Below are 16214 nucleotides of genomic sequence, written 5' to 3' on the forward strand. Positions count from 1 at the left end.
CGTCGGTCCTTGTCTACGCATGCGTTCTTTGCAGTCTTCGCGGTGGTTTGCGCGGCGGCGTTGTCAGCCAGCGCCCAGAGCCGCGTCATGAGCCCTTATCAGGGCGAAAGTGACGGCGTCGGCGCCGGCGGCAAGTGGATCGAGTTCCATTCCGAAGACAAGATGACCGCCGCCAAGAGGGTCCGCTTTGAACTTCTGGCGGACAACTACTTGAGCGAAGACCCGGATTACAAGCCTCGCATCGAACTCGTCTGCACCAATGGCAAGTACACCTACGCCGACTTCAATCCCGGCATGCGGCTGGGCCCGCCCAACCGTCCCGGCTTTTGGGGACAGCCCCAGATGGAGGTCCGGGTGCGCGTCGACGACACGCACCACTATCACGGCTGGAACTGGATTCGTGGCCGGTTCCTCTCCATGGACAAAGGCACCACGCGCGAGTTGATCGGAGCTCACGTCTTCAAGGTGGAAATCCGCGGACGAAGAGGCCGCGAGATCGCGGAATTCTCGCCCGCTGGCCTTGATCTTGCCCGGGTGAAGCGTGCCTGCGATCTGACTCCGAAACAGCCCAGCAATCACTGACTCCGCTGTCATCCCGACCGCGCCAGCGACGGTGGAGAAGGCCGAAAAGGGCCAACAAGAGAAGTTTCCGGCTGGAGATGAAAATCGAAGGAGGCAGGATGAAGAGAGCGTTAGGCGTGGTGCTAATGGCGATGCTGCTGGCGGGAATGGCGGCGGCGCAGACGCTGTCGTTGCCGGCGGGCACCGGAGTAAAGATGAAACTGGAGACGCCGATCTCGACGCGCACGACCAAGGTGGGTGACAGCTTCGCCGGGCGCGTGACCGAGCCGGTGATGATCGAGAACAAGGTCGTGATCCCGGTGGGCGCGGCCATCGAGGGGCACGTGGCGAAGATCTCGGAGCCGCGGCGCATCAAGGGCGTGCCGGAGATCGACCTGCGTCCGGACCTGCTGACCATGCCGGACGGAAACAAGTTCAACATCAGCGCCGTGGTGGTGGATACGGACAAGCACTCCGGCACCAGGGTCACCGACGAAGGCAAGATCAAGGGTGCGGGAGCGACGGGCGGGGACAAGAAGGAGATCGCGATCGGCACCGGGGCCGGGCTTGGCGTGGGGGCGCTGGCCGGCGGCGGCAAGGGCGCGCTGATCGGCGCAACCGTGGGCGCCAGTGTCACCATGGCGCATTGGCTGACCAAGCGTCATTCCGCGGAGTTGCCCGCGGGCTCGGAGATCACCATCGAGTTGAGCCGCCCGATGACGATGACGGGCGCGGGAAAGTAAACCGTCGGTACTCGAAAGTCAAAGGGAGCGCGGAAGCATTCCTTGCGCTGATTTGCCGCGCCCGAGCAGGGCCCGATACGGTCGTGGCGCCTGGGTGTTGTTGAGAACAGCCTTTCTCACCTGATGACCCGCGAAACTTGGATTGTTGGTGAGAAGAGATTTCTTCGCACTGACCGGGTGGCTTCCCAATTGTTCAGTTAGCCGACCCCACCAATCGCAGAATTCGTGACCGGGTCGACAGTTTCCCAAGTGGTCAAGAGGAGACAGTCCATCGACTTTGCTGCATTTAAGCTGCAACCGAGGCAACGAGCATGAAACGACTTGGAGTCATCAGCACAGCAGTTCTCTCTTTACTCATCGGAGCCACTGCGCCTGTCTACGCACAGCAGGAGCAGCAAGGCGAAAAGCAGAAGCAGGAGCAGCCGGGCGAAAAGCAGGGCAGGCCTGAAAAGCAAGCCCAGCCCGCCAAGCAAGCCAAACCCGAGCAGCAGCAGGGCAAGCAACAGCAGGCCAAGCCCGAGCAGCAGCAGGGCAAGCAACAGCAAGCCAAGCCTGAACAACAGCAGCAACAGCGCGCCCAGCAGCAGCAAGAGGCCACGCCAGAACAGCAACGCGAACAGCGGGGAGCTTGGCAGCAGCATCGCGCACAAGAAAGCTGGCAGTCCGAACACCGCACCTGGCAGCAACGCGGTGGCTCCAACGGCTACCGCATTGACGACGGATATTTCCGTAGCTACTACGGTCGCGATCACGGATTCCGCATCTACAGCCTGCCCTTCATGGTTGTTGGCGGGTATCCGCGCTTCCAGTACGGTGGTTATTGGTTCAGTCTTGTTGACCCGTGGCAAGAATTCTGGGGAGAGAACTGGTACGAAACCGACGACGTTTACGTGGATTACGATAATGATGGCTACTACATGTACAACCGCAGGCATCCTGGCCCGGGGATTGCGATCACCATCTCGTTCTAGCCGGCTAGCCAGCGCAGGCTAGGGAGGATGCTGGCGGCGATGTCATCTCAGCAGTGGCTGGGTCTGCCGCAGGTGAGGGTGTTCCAGAAGCCCCTGCCGAGCGACAGCCGCAAACTGCTGATCCGCAAATCTCAAACTGCCGGCGGCAACGGATCACGGGGGCGAGCATTTATCGCTAGAAGTCGAAGTACGGCAGAATAGGGTGTGAGCGAAGCGAGCAGGCTGCGGAAGCCTACTCCCGTTGTTGGGCAAACGGAACCTTACAGATCTGTAGCTTAAGGCTGGTTTCAATCTGTCCCACTGTCGCTGACGAGGGACACGCCGATACGGAAAGGTGTTCACCATCCGGTACCGCATCCGTGGTTTGGACGGCAAATGGATCCACAAGAGAGAGACCTTACGTGGTCTAAGCAACAAAAAGGCGGCTCGTGCGGAGCTGGATAAGCGAATCAGGGAAGCAACAAACCGCCCACATCAGCCGGAGGACCTGACTGTGAATGCTTTCGTGGAAGCGTATGGGCGCCCTTACTTGGAAAGACGAGGCGCTAAACCGTCTACACGGCGCGCATACGAGTCAGGCTTGAAGAACCACATTCTTCCGCGAATCGGAGCTCTTCGCATGGCCGAGGTTTCGCCACTGCACATTGAGAGCATTATGCAGGAGCGATTGACATCGGGCGTGTCTCCGAAGACCGCGAGGAATGAACTGGCGCTGCTCGGCAGCGTGTTTTCATTGGCGGTCGACAACTATGTCGTGCTTCGGTCTCCCGTGAGACAGAAACACAAACCGAAGATGGTGAGAAGCGAGAAACCGATTTGGACGGCCGCTCAGCTCAAATCCATTCTGGACGCGGTCCGTCGCGATCACCGTGCGTTCTTCGTTTGTGCAGCGCTCACGGGTGCCAGGCTTGGGGAACTGCTTGGCCTGCGGTGGAAGAATGTCGATCTGGACGTAGGCAAGCTGGAGATTCGGCAGAGCGTGTGGAATGGCCAGCTCCTGCCGCCTAAGACGGAGGGCAGCGTTCGGACCGTGTATTTTGGCGAGGCTCTGAAGCTGACCCTTCAAGAGCATCGTCGCGCTACCGCCCACGGCTCAGACGAAGACTTTGTCTTTTGTAAACCGGACGGCGCTCCCTTGAATCCTGACGTCATCCGCAGGGATGTGTTGTACCCGGCATTGGATCGGCTACAGATTCCACGTAGCTCACGCTGTGCCGGCCTGCATACGTTCCGCCACTCCGCAGCGAGCTTCATCAACGCGGAGACGGGCAATCTGAAACTCGCCCAGAAGCTGCTCGGGCATTCCACAATCGACATGACCGCGAACGTCTATACCCATACGGCTGCGGAAGCCGAACGTGGGGCGGCGCTGGCGTTGGAAAGGGCGATTTTTGGCGATCTGTTCCCAACTGTTCCCAAAATTGGGAACAAGAAGGCCGAAACCGTCATTCAGTGAAGGGAAGTGGCAGATGCACTCTGGCTTGCAACCAAAAGAAGAAAGGACGCTTGCGGGTTTAGCCCTCAGCGTCCGTTTGGTTGCGGGGGGTGGATTTGAACCACCGACCTTTGGGTTATGAGCCCAACGAGCTACCAGACTGCTCCACCCCGCAGGTCAATACTAGCGGATGGGCTGCAAGCGGTCAAACCATCGGCAGCAAATCAAGGCTCACCGGCACATGGCCTGCAACTTGGGCGGAGGCGTGCTGGGCAGAGCGCTGAGCTCGCCGTCCCATCCGGTACAGCCTTTGGCGACCGCCGCGCGCAGCGTGCTGTCGCGCAGCTTGCGTGCTTCGACTTTCGCTTCCTCGACGCGGGTCGATCCCAGATCGGTCTCGATCCGCCGCAAGTCATCGCCCACGCCGCTGTTGCCGTTCTCGAAGCTCACCAGCAGCCAGACATAAGCTTCGTACTTTTGCGGAGCCCCCACGCGCCCGCTGGCCAGCAGGCGTCCCAGACGCGCCTGCGCCTCGGGCAATCCCTGCTGCGCCGCCTGGCGATACCACGGCACCGCGGGGCCGGGTTCGATCTCTTCCTCAGCTTCGCCCATCAACAGCGCGGCGAACGGATCTCCGGCCTCGGCCGCCTGACGCAGCCAATTCATGGCCTGGTTGCGGTCGCGCATCGGGCCGTTTCCCGAAAGGTACATTCGCCCTAGCACCCACTGCGCCAACCGGTCGTTCTGCGCGGCAGACTTGGCGTACCACTGCGCTGCCATCTGCGGTTCGCTGGATACCATGGTTCCGGTCTCGTAGAGATATCCCATGACAGTCTGCGCCGGCGCGTATCCCGCCTCGGCGGCGCGGCGGAAGTAATTCACCGCCTCGATATCGTTCCGGTTGACGCCGGTGCCGGTGATCAGGTTCATCCCGCGCTCGAACATCTGCTGCGCCGTACGCGGCGATGATTTCGTTTGTGCCGGCGCGAGATCAGGGGATACGAGGACCGCGGAGATCACTAGAAGAAGAAGAAAGGATGCCGCCCGCATGGGACTCCTCCTGCCGCAGTCTAAACCGCTGGCCCGCACGAAGTCGCGCGCGGGATGTGCCGGAAGTAATGGGCACGGGTGCGTGACCCGGGTCACAGCGGCGTCCTCTGCTCCGGGAGAAGAATTGAGACTGATACGGAAGGAGAAGCCGCCATGAAAGTGCTCGCGTTCAATGGCAGTCCCCTGATGGAAAAGGGCAATACCGCCCGCATCCTTCAGCCGTTTCTGGACGGCGTCGCCGAGGCCGGCGGCGAAGTCGAGCTATTCTATACGAGGAAGCTCGACATCCATCCCTGCCAGGGCGAATTCAACTGCTGGCTGAAGACCCCGGGCCACTGCTTCCAGGAAGACGACATGCAGACGCTCCACCCCAAGCTGCGCGCCGCCGACGTCTGGGTCTTCGCTACTCCGGTGTATGTCTGGGGTGTCTCCGGGCCGATGAAGAACCTCATGGACCGGATCCTGCCCCTGGCCGAGCCTTACATCACCCTGCGCGACGGACATTGCTCACATCCCACTCGTCCGGATGTGCGGCTTTCCAAGATCGTCCTGGTATCCACGTGCGGTTTCTGGGAGATGGACAACTTCGATCCCCTGCTGGCCCAGATGGAGATGCTGTGCCGAGTGATCGGCTACGAGTTCGCCGGCGCGCTGCTGCGCCCGCACGCCCCCGCGCTGTCGGTCCTGCTGGAGATGGGAGCTCCCGTGCGCGACGTGCTCGATGCCGCCAAGGAGGCCGGCCGCCAGCTCGTGTCCAGCGGCGCCATCTCGCCGGACACCTTGCACATCGTCAGCCGCCCTCTGCTCCCGCTGCAGGACTACCTGCACCACGCCAACCAGAAATTCCGTCAGGAGCTGGACGCCTACGCCAAGATGAGCGCCTAGCCCCAGCCCCTTCTCCGAATCCGCGATGATAGCGCCCCGGTCCTTCCGCCCGCTCGGCAAAGCCGTACAATCAACGCGGCATTCGCCGATGAGGGTGGAACCGCAGGGCCATGAACAATCGCGACCTCCAGGCAGCGTGGGCGTACCACGACGGCACCAAGCACTCGTACTGGAGTGTTCGTAACAATCCACACTTCCTGGACTGGCCGAATCGGCCGCTGCCGTTCAAGATCTATCCGGCGATCGAGCCGCTGGCTCTGCCTCGGGATGTGTCCCAGACGGGAGTGGCCGCTCTGTCGGCGATCTCCCAAGTGGCGCTTTCGCGCGACCAGGATTCTGTGCCCGAGCTGCAAGACCTGGCGCGCATCCTCTATTTTTCCGCCGGCATCACCAAGGGCCGGTCGTCTCCGGGCGGCGATATTTACTTTCGCGCCGCAGCCTGCACCGGGGCTCTTTACGAGATCGAGTTGTATGTGGTGTGTGGCGATCTCCCCGGCCTGGAGGCCGGCGTCTATCACTTTGGCCCGGCGGACGTCGCCCTGCGGCGCCTGCGCAGGGGAGATTTTCGCGGCAACCTGGCTCGGGCCACAGCGGACGAGCCGGCGGTGGCCCACGCTCCCGCCACCATCATCTGCACCGGCACCTACTGGCGGAATGCATGGAAATATCAGGCGCGGACCTATCGCCATTTCGGCTGGGACAACGGCACGCTGCTGGCGAACATGCTGGCCACCGCCACCGCCTCGGGCTTGCCCGCCCAGGTCGTTCTCGGATTCGTGGATGCCGAGATGAACCGTTTGCTCGACCTCGACACCGCACGCGAGGTCTCGTTTTGCCTGGTGCCGGTGGGGCGCGTATCTGCGCCGGCTCTGCCTCCGCCGGCGGATGTGCCGCCGCTGGGTTTGGAAAGTGTCCCACTCTCCCGTCGCGAGGTCGAATACCCCGCGATGCTGGAGATGCATGCGGCGTCCTCGCTGCGGTCGGAGCAGGAAGTGCGGCAATGGCGCGAGATTCCTCTAGTCGTGCCACCGCCGCGCCCGGCAAACCAGGAAGTGCACCTCGCGCCGTTGGCCGAGGCAGATCAGCCGAATGACACGATCGAGCAGGTCATCTTGCGGCGCGGCTCGACCCGCAACTTCGATCGGAATGAATCGCTCACTCTGCCGCAACTCTCCACCATCCTGGATCGCTCGACTCGCGGTGTGGCAGCCGATTTTCTTGTTCCGCCGGGTGCGCAGCTCAACGACCTTTATCTGATCGCGCACGCTGTCGACGGCCTGAGACCGGGCGCCTACTTTTCCCGCCGCGACACGCGATCGCTGGAGCTTTTGAAGGCAGGTGACTTCCGAGCCGAGGCCTACCACCTCGGACTCGAGCAGGAGCTGCCCGCGGAAGCCTGCGTGGACATCTTCTTTTTTGCGGACCTCCGCATCATTTTGGAGAGGTTCGGCAATCGCGGCTACCGCGCGGCCCAACTGGAAGCCGGCATCGTCGGGGGCAAGATGTATCTGGCGGCATACGCCCAGCGCCTGGGAGCGACCGGGCTGACCTTCTTCGACGACGACGTGGTCAACTTCTTCTCGCCTCATGCGGCGGGGAAGAGCGCCATCTTCCTGGTCGCCCTCGGCAAGCCGCGGAAGCGCACCGCTCTCGACGCACGGATCTGAAATCTGCGATCTGAGGATCTTGCCGGCCGCTGGGCGTCGGTCAGGGCAGGACAGAAGTGCCAGGTCGCAGGAGCGCTTCAGATTGGGCCCCCCTCCCCCCTACCGTCATCAGTCGAAACAAAGGAGTTAGCTCTTGATATCAAGAGGGTCAGTAGACCCTTCGGCGACGCTCAGGGTCTCGGCGGCGGGCACCCGGCTATGCCTCACGCCCGCCAAACGCCTCGACTTGGTAGCTGGTAGCTAGCAGTTAGTAGCTAGGGAACCGGCGGCACTGTCGTGTGCGAGAAAGGAATTGTCAAAGAACCGGCGTTGCGGATGGCAGCGGAGCAGGCACGAGGCTCGCTACATCCAGAATAGCAAGTCAAAGCATTGTGGGCGCCGGGGCATCGAGGAGAAGGGCCAGCAGAGTCAGCGGGTTACGGGGCACGAAAATAAAGTTCTTGACATAGCTTAAAGCTATACAAATCCAGATTTGGCGCGGTGGTTTGCTTTCAGTGACTTACGGACAGGGGTAGAAGAATCGGGAAAAGCCTCAACACAAAGGCCACAACGGACCACGAAGGGGCACGAGGGGAAAAGCGGGAGCTGCGACGGTGTGAGGCGCACGGGCTTACGCCCTCGCGCCCCTGTGCCGTCCCTGAAGGGGCTCGGGGATTTTGTGGGATGCCTACCCCTGGTTCGCGGACTAAAGTCCGCGAATCCCGGGGTCGCGATGCGACTCAGGGCTGAAGCCCTGAGCTACCGAGCCCGGGCCTACCGCGCCCGGGGCTAGATTCTGTCGCCCGCTGAAGCGGGCTCATGCGTAGAAGATGATGCAGCGCCATCGGCGCGGCGGAAGGTTAGCCCAGGCAGTTAGCCTGCCCTGAGCGGAGTCGAAGGGGAAGTCCTGGGAAAAGGGCGCATAGAGGTAGTTCCGGGCTTCAGCCCGGACGAGGGACGAAGTCCCGAAGCCCGTAGGGACGACGGATATCTCAGGCAAACATCCCCGCCCTAGCCACACCCGGGCTAGGACGGGCCACCCGCCTATCTCCACTCGAGCGTTAGGTTGGCGGTCACAGCCTTTGGTGTCAGCAGCGAAAAATTGTTATTGAAGACGAGATAGTAAGTTCCTTCACCAGGCAAGCCTGCGTCGACGCTGCCCTGGGTGACTTTGTTGCTGTTGAAGTGGGTTCGCACTGAGTGGCCATTCTGAAAGTTTACGAACCCGTCTTCATCGAGTACGAATAGTTCGATATCGTTGCCCATTCCCCCCGTCGCGCTAAAGCGTCCACGTACACGAGGGCGACCTGCTCCTGTCGGAACAATAAATTTGTAATATCGATAGCTGCTCGCATTAACGGTGAACGCTGTGTTCACGATGGTTTGAGTTTGGGTTTGAGTAGCAGCTTGACGGAGCTGCTGTGCGCCTGGACTCGTGCTTGATGCCGCCCACCACACGACGAGAAGCAGGACCGGCAACAATATCCACAGAGCAATGTGCGGCTTTGGTCGAACCGGCGCATACACCACCTGTGGAGACGGTGCGGGTGATGCTGCCGCTGCTCCTCGAGGCACGCCGACCTTCGACGGCTCACCTATTGCGGTGCCACACTTGCGACAGAAGAATGAATCATCCTGCACATCCGTTCCGCACTTGTGGCAAAACACGTCACACCTCCGAGATGATTGTGCGAATGCTACTACGCAGAATCAGCCGAGGCCTATGTTTTTCTGGATGTTCTGAAACCGGAACAAGGGATGGCTGGGCGATATTCAAGTCCGCTTGGCCGCCGAGGAGTCAACGACGGTCGCCTGCGTTTCAACTAATAACTTGGACTTTGTGCAGGTTGACTAACTTCCGGTTCGTGGCCTGCAGCTTTTCAACCCGCTCCTGTAGTTGAGCACCTAGCGAGATCCATTCTGCGGCGGTACCGTCTTCCCTGAGTGCAACTGCGGCCAAACCGACATCGTGCCCGTCGGTACTCACAGCGCGGTATCGCGCGATGAACTCCTTGAGGGTGTCGCCCCATGCTTTTTTCTTCGGCGCGAAGACTGTTCGTATCTCCTCATTTATCGAGGAGAGACTCGCAACATATCGACGAATATGGGGCAACAATGGAACTGAATCACCCTCGGCCCGTTCCAGTTCATCCAGCACGGTGGTCTTGAACTGCCCGTCGGCTCGTATTTCCTTAACGATTAGGTTCACAGAGAGCCCACACAGGAGCCGCTCATTACCGTCATCAGGCGGTCCCGTCCAGCGCAAGCTATAACCGAAACTCTGGCTAGCCAGACCACAATGCTGAGTGTAATTGCGCAGTGCTTCGATAACGCGATAGCTCAGTGAATCAGCATATTCCTTTCCGAATAACCGTCGAACGCTTGCCCGTTCTGTCGCCGAACAATTTAGCAATGAGGAAACATTGTGATGGGTGTGATCGATGTAGGCTCTTGCCGATGAGAGCAGGTTTGCGATTACCCTATTCATTCGCCTGTGGTCCCGATCAAAGTCAGTTCGGGATTGGCGGAATCTCACAAAACCGTCAGCCGCGAGGGATAGCGCGGTAACTTCCAGATCCACGTAATTCCCAACCAAAATGTCGTAGTCTGCTTCGATTTGCAGTAATCCAACAAGACGACGTGAGGCAACACGAATAGCCTCGAACTCTGAATGTTCAATTGATACCTGTGTCTTGCAACCGATGACTTGCCGTGTAATCGCGTATTTCATATCTTCATCTCAAACTGCTCCTACACCACCGCCAGCCCCTTCTCCAAATCCGCGATGATGTCGTGCCGGTCCTCCAGGCCGATGATAGACCTATTCCCCCGGCTTGACCCTGCTCTAGCGCTTCGAACAAAGTCTGAACCCGCACACCGTTCCTCCCATCTATAACGCTTTCAACGGGACCTGGGCACGCGCAGACAAAAGACAGATTAAGGAGGAAATCATGCCGAACAAGACACGCCGCGCAAAGCGCAGCGAAAAAGGATTGCTCACCCCGGCCAACAGCGTGGTGGCGATCATCGATCTCCAACCCCAGATGCTGTTTGGCGTCGCCAATTTCGACCGCCAGAGCATCATCAACAACAACATCGTGCTGGCGAAAGCCGCGCGCGTCTTCGACGTGCCGGTCGTGCTCAGCACGGTCGAGACCAAGAGCTTCAGCGGCAACATGTGGCCGCAGGTCCAGGCCATTTTCCCCGACCAGAAGCCCATCGAGCGCACCACCATGAACTCGTGGGACGACAAGAACTTCGTCGCCGCTATCCAGAAGACCGGACGCAAGAAGATCGTCCTCTCGGGTCTGTGGACGGAGACCTGCGTGGCGCTGCCGACCATTCAGGCCATTCACGACGGCTACGAGGTGTACGTGGTCGAGGACTGCTGTGGCGACGTGAACCAGCTCTCTCACGACAATGCCATGAAGCGGGTGATCCAGGCCGGCGCGAAACCGGTGACCGCTCTCTCCGTGATGCTCGAATGGCAGCGCGACTGGGCGGAAAAGGACACCTACGACGCGGTCATCGACATCGTGAAGCGGCACCTGGGAGCGTACGGCGTGGGCGTGGAATACGCTTACACCATGGTGCACGGCGCCCCGGAGACCAAGTATCCGGAGTTTACCGCGGACAAGGCGGCGTGATCACACAAGTAGCGGGAAGCTGTTTGGGCGAGGTGGCGGTGGTCCTCACACCACCGCCAGCCCTTTCTCCAGGTCCGCGATGATGTCGTGCCGGTCTTCCAGGCCGATGGGACACAGGTGCGCGTGAGCGCTGTCACAGCGGTACCCTTCGACGGCACCCACACTTGATGGTGTCATCCTGAGCGAGTGCCGCCGCCTCGGCGGCGCGAGTCGAAGGACCCCTATAGTGTACGCAGTCTATATCGTCGGGAGCCTGAGCGGTACGCTCTACATCGGCGTCACCAACGACCTTGCTCGTCGCGTGTGGGAGCACAAGAACGGGATGGCGGATGGGTTCACCAAGCGCTACGGAGTCCACCGGTTGCTGCATTACGAAAATTTCTACGAGATCGGCAACGCGATAGAGCGGGAGAAACAACTGAAGGGGTGGAGGCGCGCGAAGAAGATCGCGCTGGTCGAGAAGATGAACCCGCATTGGGAGGATCTGAGCCGGGAGTGGTACGGTAGGGGTCCTTCGACTCGACGCGCCCAAACCCAGGTCGCGCCTCGCTCAGGATGACGCCAGGAGAATTTTTCCGGGTAGCGGTCCTTCGACTCGGCGCGCCCAAAATCGGGTCGCGCCTCGCTCAGGATGACACCCTATTACACCACCGCCAGCCCCTTCTCCAAGTCCGCGATGATGTCGTGGCGGTCCTCCAGGCCGATGGATAGACGTATGCCGCCGGGCTCGATGCTGCGCGCGCCCGCTGTTTCCAGTTGCTTGCCCGCCGAGCCTCGGGCGGCTTGGTACGCGGAGTGGGTCATCGAGTACGGGTTCTCGATCAGGGTCTTGACCTGTCCCAGGCTGACGGCCAGGGTCACGCAGTAGGCGTTGTCGGCGATGAAATCAATGAAGCGCTCCGCCCCCGCGTTGTCGCCCTTCTTGTCCTTGACCGTGAAGTAGATCATGGAACCCGGCGCGAACTTGCCGCGGTAGTCGTGCATTTGCGCCTCCGCCAGCTCACGCTGCGGGAACGAGATCAGTCCGGGATACAGCACGCGCTCCACCTTGGGATGGTTCTCCAGGAAGTTGGCGACGTGCCAGGCGGTGCGTTGCATGTTCGCCATGCGCGCCGCCAGCGAGGGCAGCCCGAAGACCAGCACGTTCCACGCCGCCTTGGGCGAGAGCACTCCGCCGTAATCTTTTCGATAAAGAAAGAGCACGTTGTGCAGCGATTTGGGGCCGATGACCACGCCTCCCATGTCGGTGCCGAATCCGCCGATCCCCTTGGTGAGCGAGTGCACCACCACGTGCGCGCCCAGGGTGAGCGGGCGCTGGCAGTAGGGCGTGGCGAAGGTGTTGTCCACCACGATGTGGATGCGCTCGTGCTCCTTGCGTCCTTTGTTGGCGCGCTCCACCACGCCGCGCACCGCGGGGATGTCGATCAGCTCCAGCGTGGGGTTGACCGGGGTCTCGAAATAAACGACGCGGGTCTTGGACGTGATGGACTTTGCCAGAGCCGCCGTATCGCGCATGTTGGCGAAGCGCGCGTGCACCCCCTGTCGCGGCGCCCAGTTGGTCAGAAACGAGTAGGTGCAGCCGTAGAGCGTGTCGTGGGCCAGCACCTCGTCGCCGGCGCGCACCAGCACGTTGATGGCGGCGGTGATGGCCGCCATCCCGGTGGAGAAGCAGACGGCAATGTCGCCCTGCTCGGCCGCAGCCAGGTTCTCCTCCAGCATGCCGCGCGTGGGCTCGTCCAGGCGGTCGTAGATGTAGATGGGGACGTGTCGCTTGACGTCAACGCGGTCGCAGGCGAACTCGAAGAACCCTTGCGCGCCGCGGTGCGCCGAAGTCAGCCGGAACGTCGCCGACGAGGTCATGGGTGGAACGACGTGGTGGGAAAAATCCCACTTCGACGACTTCGACGTCCCGTGGATCAGCTTGGTGCGGATGGCGTAGCCGTTGCGCGCGGCAGATTTCGTGCCGCCCTCTTTCGACCCATTCTTTGAAATCGTTTTCCTGCCGTTCTTAAGAGTGCCTTTCATAAGAATACCTTTCGCCGACGCGCGGACGAATCCCTGCTGAGTACCGAGTACCGAGTACCGAGTACTGAGTACTGAGTACTGAGTACTTCATTTCAGGTGCTGCAGCATTTCCTTGAACACCGGGGTGCCGCTGGCGCGCATCAGCTCGTACATCGCCATCTCGGTGGAGGAGACGACGGCGCCCGCCTGCCGCATGCGCTTCAGCCCGACCTTCCAGTTGGACTCGGCGCGCGAGCTGATGGCGTCCGACGCCACGTGGACGATGTATCCCTGGTCGAGCGCGCCCAGCACCGTCTGCGTGACGCAGATGTGCGACTCCATGCCGCACACCAGGATGGTGTTGCGCTGTCCGGGAAGCTGCTTCACCGCCGAGCAGAACTCGGAGTTGTTGAAGCAGCCGAACTCCATCTTGTTGATGGGCTGCACGCCCTCGAGCAGGGAAGCGATCTCGGGGATGATCGGCCCCAGCCCTTTGACGTATTGCGTGGTGGCCAGGATGGGGAGCTTCAGGATGTGCGCCAGGCGGATCAGCAGTTGCGAGTTGCGCACCATGCGCTCCTTCTCGAAGATCGGCGGCAGCAGTTTTTCCTGGATGTCCACCACCACCAGCGCGCATTTGTCCGCCACCAGCGGCTTGCGCGCGATCTCGGTGATGTCCGGTTCCGTGACCATGATGCTTCCGGCAGCCATACACGCTCCTTCTCACAACAAGAGTTGTCCGCCATTCTACGCGCAGAGTTGACCGCCTGCGCCACCGCCAATAGAATCGGAGCTGTCCCGCTGCGCTGCCCCCTCGTTCAATGGTAGGACAGCTGACTCTGGATCAGCATATCGGGGTTCGAATCCCTGGGGGGCAGCCAAAGTCTTCTCAGGACTTCATTTCCGAAGAGGTCCTTCGGCCGAGGGCCTCAGGATTTCTCTTGCGGGCTCCCGCCCGCAAAGCGGCTCAAGCTCGAAAGTGTTCAGAGTCGCCGCACGGAGTTCAGGCGCCGGCCGCCGGCACACGCGCGGGCGGGGCCGCCGGGTTCGAGGGGCAGCAGGCCGGCTGGCGCAGCGCTCGCGAACGACCGCCCGGAGACTTCTTTCTCCCAGCCTTCACGATCGCGGCCAGCGAAGCTCTATCGAGTATGAGCAGCGACGAACCATGTAACCGAATGAGGCGTTTTTTCTGGAAGTCGGACAACACGCGGCTGACCGTCTCGCGGGCGGCGCCGACCATCTGTCCGATCTCTTCGTAGGTCAGGAGGAGCTCAAGGTGGACGGGTTGGCGCGTCTCGCCACTGGCCCGCGCCCAATCCAACAGCAAGTAGGCAACCTTGGGCGCTACCCAGCGCGCCAGGACAAGAGAGCCCATCCAGTGGTTGGTACTCATGAATGTGTTACTGAGCTCCATCGCGACGAGCAGGCAGATCTCCTCGTGAGCCTGCACGAAATGCAGGAAGTGCTCGCGCTCCACGAAGTCGATCTCACAGGGACCGAGTGTCTCGGCCCTTAGCTGGCAGTTCTTGCCTGAGACGGCATCGCTCAGCGCCAGCACTTCGCCGGGGTGCGCAACCTTCAAGATCAATGTCTCACCGTCAAAGTCGCGCAGCGAGAGCTTCACCTGGCCACGACGGAGAATGAAAACGCCCGGAGGCGCCTGACCTTCGACGAAAACGACAGTGCGTGCCGGGTAGGGAATGGTGTGGCTAATGGCTCTAAGTTCTGCCGCCATGTCCTTTGGCAGGTTGCAGAAGGATATGCTGGCTAGAGGCTCAGAGCCTTCCTGGCACTCAGTCGTTACAGAGTTCTTCATGGTAGGCAGAGACAACCCTTTCGTCTGAAGTGGTCCCGTCGTGAATGCGCAGATCCCCACCCCGAGGAGGGGATGAAAGGTAGCATCGCGCTGCGGCCGAGTCAATCGCGCAGCCCCCGTGGTAATGGGCAAGATCCCTTTCTCCCCCGGGACCCTGCTCGCGCTGGAGACCGAGTTGACAGCGCGCGTTTTCCTGCGCTATACGTGGCGACTTGCGTCCCTTCCATCCTGGCGCGGGAGCCGGCCCCTCCCGATGTCGAATCGTATCCCGTTGCGTATCATCATTGTCTAAGCAAGGCAGGAGCTGTCCGGATTGGAGGAACTGATGCCGCTGGGCTTCATAGCGCGGGTGGGCACGCCGCTGCTGCTGCTGAGCGTCGCCGTGAGCGGTTGCGGCAAGACAGCGCAGTCGGCAGGCGGAGATCCGCGCACCGCCATAAAAGTGAAGGTGCAGAAAGTGGAAGCGCAGGCGGTGGGCCAATCCACGGAATACCTCGCGACCCTGAAGTCGCGGAACGCGGCGGTGCTGCAGCCGGAAGTGGAGGGCCAGATCACGCGCATCTTCGTGAAATCGGGCGACCAGGTGCAGCCGGGGCGGGCGCTGCTGGAGATCGATCCACGGAAACAGGAAGCGACGGTGAACTCGCAGGAGGCGACGCGGAAGTCGAAGCTGGCGACGCTGGAATGGGACAGGACGGACCTGGCGCGAAAAAAGGAGCTCTACGCGGCGGGCGTGGTCAGCAAACAGGACGTGGACCAGGCGCAGAGCGCGTACGATGCGGCGAAGGCAGATGTGGATTCGCTGGAGGCCAACGTGCGGCAGCAGGAGGTCCAACTCCGCTATTTCACGGTGAAGGCGCCGGCGGTGGGCACGATCGGCGACATCCCGGTGCGGGTCGGCGACCGGGTGACCAACTCGACCGTACTGACGACCCTGGATAAAGGAGACGAACTGGAGGCGTACCTCTCGGTGCCTGCGGAGAAGGCCGGCGAAGTGCGCCTGGGCACGCCGGTCGAGATCCTGGACGACAACGACCAGGTCGCGGTGCGCGTCGCCGTCACCTTCATCTCGCCGCGCGTGGATGCACAGAACCAATTGTTGCTGATCAAGGCGAAGGTTCCGAATCCCAAGCGCCAGTTCCGCAACGACCAGGTGGTGCACTCGCGGGTGATCTGGAAGCAGGAGTCGCGGCCGCTGATCCCGGTGACAGCGGTGTCGCGCATGAGCGGGCAGACGTTCGCCTTCGTGGCAGAAAACCAGGGCAGCGGCGCGGTGGCCAAGCAGCGGACCGTGCGCCTGGGCGAGATCGTGGGCAACAGCTACGTGGTGCTGGACGGGATCAAGCCCGGTGAGCAGGTGATCACGACCGGGGTGCAGATGCTGGCGGACGGAATGGCGGTGAGCCCGGAGTCGTGAGTCGCAAGTCGCAATCTTGATCAGGCAGAGGGCACCGGA

The 16214-nt window shown here is 61.3% G+C and carries 15 protein-coding genes and 2 tRNA genes; 10 read left to right on the forward strand and 7 right to left on the reverse strand.

Annotation, left to right across the window (positions count from 1 at the left end):
* Window positions 1–9: 9 nt before the first annotated feature.
* The 4 genes from LAN37_09420 to LAN37_09435 all read left to right on the forward strand — a co-directional run bounded on the left by LAN37_09420 (window position 10) and on the right by LAN37_09435 (window position 3731).
* Window positions 10–582, forward strand: coding sequence for a hypothetical protein (locus tag LAN37_09420; protein MBZ5647429.1), 573 nt, complete (start codon window positions 10–12; stop codon window positions 580–582).
* A 98-nt stretch (window positions 583–680) separates the two neighbouring features.
* Window positions 681–1304, forward strand: coding sequence for a hypothetical protein (locus LAN37_09425; protein ID MBZ5647430.1), 624 nt, complete (start codon window positions 681–683; stop codon window positions 1302–1304).
* A 311-nt stretch (window positions 1305–1615) separates the two neighbouring features.
* On the forward strand, window positions 1616–2275 hold the full coding sequence (locus LAN37_09430; protein ID MBZ5647431.1) for a hypothetical protein: 660 nt from the start codon (window positions 1616–1618) through the stop codon (window positions 2273–2275).
* A gap of 580 nt (window positions 2276–2855) precedes the next feature.
* Window positions 2856–3731, forward strand: a complete 876-nt coding sequence (locus tag LAN37_09435) for a tyrosine-type recombinase/integrase (protein MBZ5647432.1) — start codon at window positions 2856–2858, stop codon at window positions 3729–3731.
* Between the two features lie 77 nt (window positions 3732–3808).
* Here LAN37_09435 and LAN37_09440 read toward each other — a convergent pair.
* Together LAN37_09440 and LAN37_09445 are read right to left on the reverse strand one after the other, a co-directional pair.
* A tRNA-Met gene (locus LAN37_09440) sits at window positions 3809–3885 on the reverse strand.
* 56 nt (window positions 3886–3941) lie between these two features.
* Window positions 3942–4760 carry a sel1 repeat family protein gene (locus LAN37_09445; protein MBZ5647433.1) on the reverse strand — a complete coding sequence of 273 codons (819 nt, stop codon included), beginning with the start codon at window positions 4758–4760 and terminating at the stop codon, window positions 3942–3944.
* A 153-nt stretch (window positions 4761–4913) separates the two neighbouring features.
* On the opposite strand from LAN37_09445, the gene LAN37_09450 reads away from it, so the two are divergent.
* Both LAN37_09450 and LAN37_09455 read left to right on the forward strand, forming a co-directional pair.
* Window positions 4914–5645, forward strand: coding sequence for a flavodoxin family protein (locus tag LAN37_09450; protein ID MBZ5647434.1), 732 nt, complete (start codon window positions 4914–4916; stop codon window positions 5643–5645).
* 110 nt (window positions 5646–5755) lie between these two features.
* Window positions 5756–7312 (forward strand): SagB/ThcOx family dehydrogenase, encoded by a 1557-nt coding sequence (locus tag LAN37_09455; protein ID MBZ5647435.1) that lies wholly within the window; start codon window positions 5756–5758, stop codon window positions 7310–7312.
* A gap of 1023 nt (window positions 7313–8335) precedes the next feature.
* Here LAN37_09455 and LAN37_09460 read toward each other — a convergent pair.
* Together LAN37_09460 and LAN37_09465 are read right to left on the reverse strand one after the other, a co-directional pair.
* Window positions 8336–8959, reverse strand: a complete 624-nt coding sequence (locus tag LAN37_09460; protein MBZ5647436.1) for a zinc-ribbon domain-containing protein — start codon at window positions 8957–8959, stop codon at window positions 8336–8338.
* Window positions 8960–9110: 151 nt separating this feature from the next.
* Window positions 9111–10022 (reverse strand): hypothetical protein, encoded by a 912-nt coding sequence (locus tag LAN37_09465; GenBank protein ID MBZ5647437.1) that lies wholly within the window; start codon window positions 10020–10022, stop codon window positions 9111–9113.
* A gap of 220 nt (window positions 10023–10242) precedes the next feature.
* Between LAN37_09465 and LAN37_09470 the strand changes: the two genes are divergently transcribed.
* Together LAN37_09470 and LAN37_09475 are read left to right on the forward strand one after the other, a co-directional pair.
* Window positions 10243–10938: a hydrolase gene (locus tag LAN37_09470; GenBank protein ID MBZ5647438.1), complete on the forward strand. Its 696-nt coding sequence runs from the start codon at window positions 10243–10245 to the stop codon at window positions 10936–10938.
* Between the two features lie 223 nt (window positions 10939–11161).
* Window positions 11162–11497 carry a GIY-YIG nuclease family protein gene (locus tag LAN37_09475; GenBank protein MBZ5647439.1) on the forward strand — a complete coding sequence of 112 codons (336 nt, stop codon included), beginning with the start codon at window positions 11162–11164 and terminating at the stop codon, window positions 11495–11497.
* 83 nt (window positions 11498–11580) lie between these two features.
* Here the strand turns inward: LAN37_09475 and LAN37_09480 are convergent, their stop codons facing one another.
* Both LAN37_09480 and LAN37_09485 read right to left on the reverse strand, forming a co-directional pair.
* Entirely contained in the window at window positions 11581–12963 is a 1383-nt protein-coding gene (locus LAN37_09480) for an aminotransferase class I/II-fold pyridoxal phosphate-dependent enzyme (GenBank protein MBZ5647440.1), read from the reverse strand.
* 87 nt (window positions 12964–13050) lie between these two features.
* Complete coding sequence (locus LAN37_09485) at window positions 13051–13635, reverse strand: hydrolase (GenBank protein ID MBZ5647441.1); 585 nt, start codon at window positions 13633–13635, stop codon at window positions 13051–13053.
* Between the two features lie 114 nt (window positions 13636–13749).
* Between LAN37_09485 and LAN37_09490 the strand changes: the two genes are divergently transcribed.
* A tRNA-Gln gene (locus LAN37_09490) sits at window positions 13750–13823 on the forward strand.
* A gap of 122 nt (window positions 13824–13945) precedes the next feature.
* Here LAN37_09490 and LAN37_09495 read toward each other — a convergent pair.
* Entirely contained in the window at window positions 13946–14677 is a 732-nt protein-coding gene (locus LAN37_09495; protein MBZ5647442.1) for a Crp/Fnr family transcriptional regulator, read from the reverse strand.
* A 406-nt stretch (window positions 14678–15083) separates the two neighbouring features.
* Between LAN37_09495 and LAN37_09500 the strand changes: the two genes are divergently transcribed.
* Window positions 15084–16175 carry an efflux RND transporter periplasmic adaptor subunit gene (locus tag LAN37_09500; protein ID MBZ5647443.1) on the forward strand — a complete coding sequence of 364 codons (1092 nt, stop codon included), beginning with the start codon at window positions 15084–15086 and terminating at the stop codon, window positions 16173–16175.
* Window positions 16176–16214: the final 39 nt, after the last annotated feature.

It is taken from the genome of Terriglobia bacterium (genome assembly GCA_020073495.1).
Lineage (GTDB): Bacteria > Acidobacteriota > Terriglobia > Terriglobales > Acidobacteriaceae > JAIQFD01.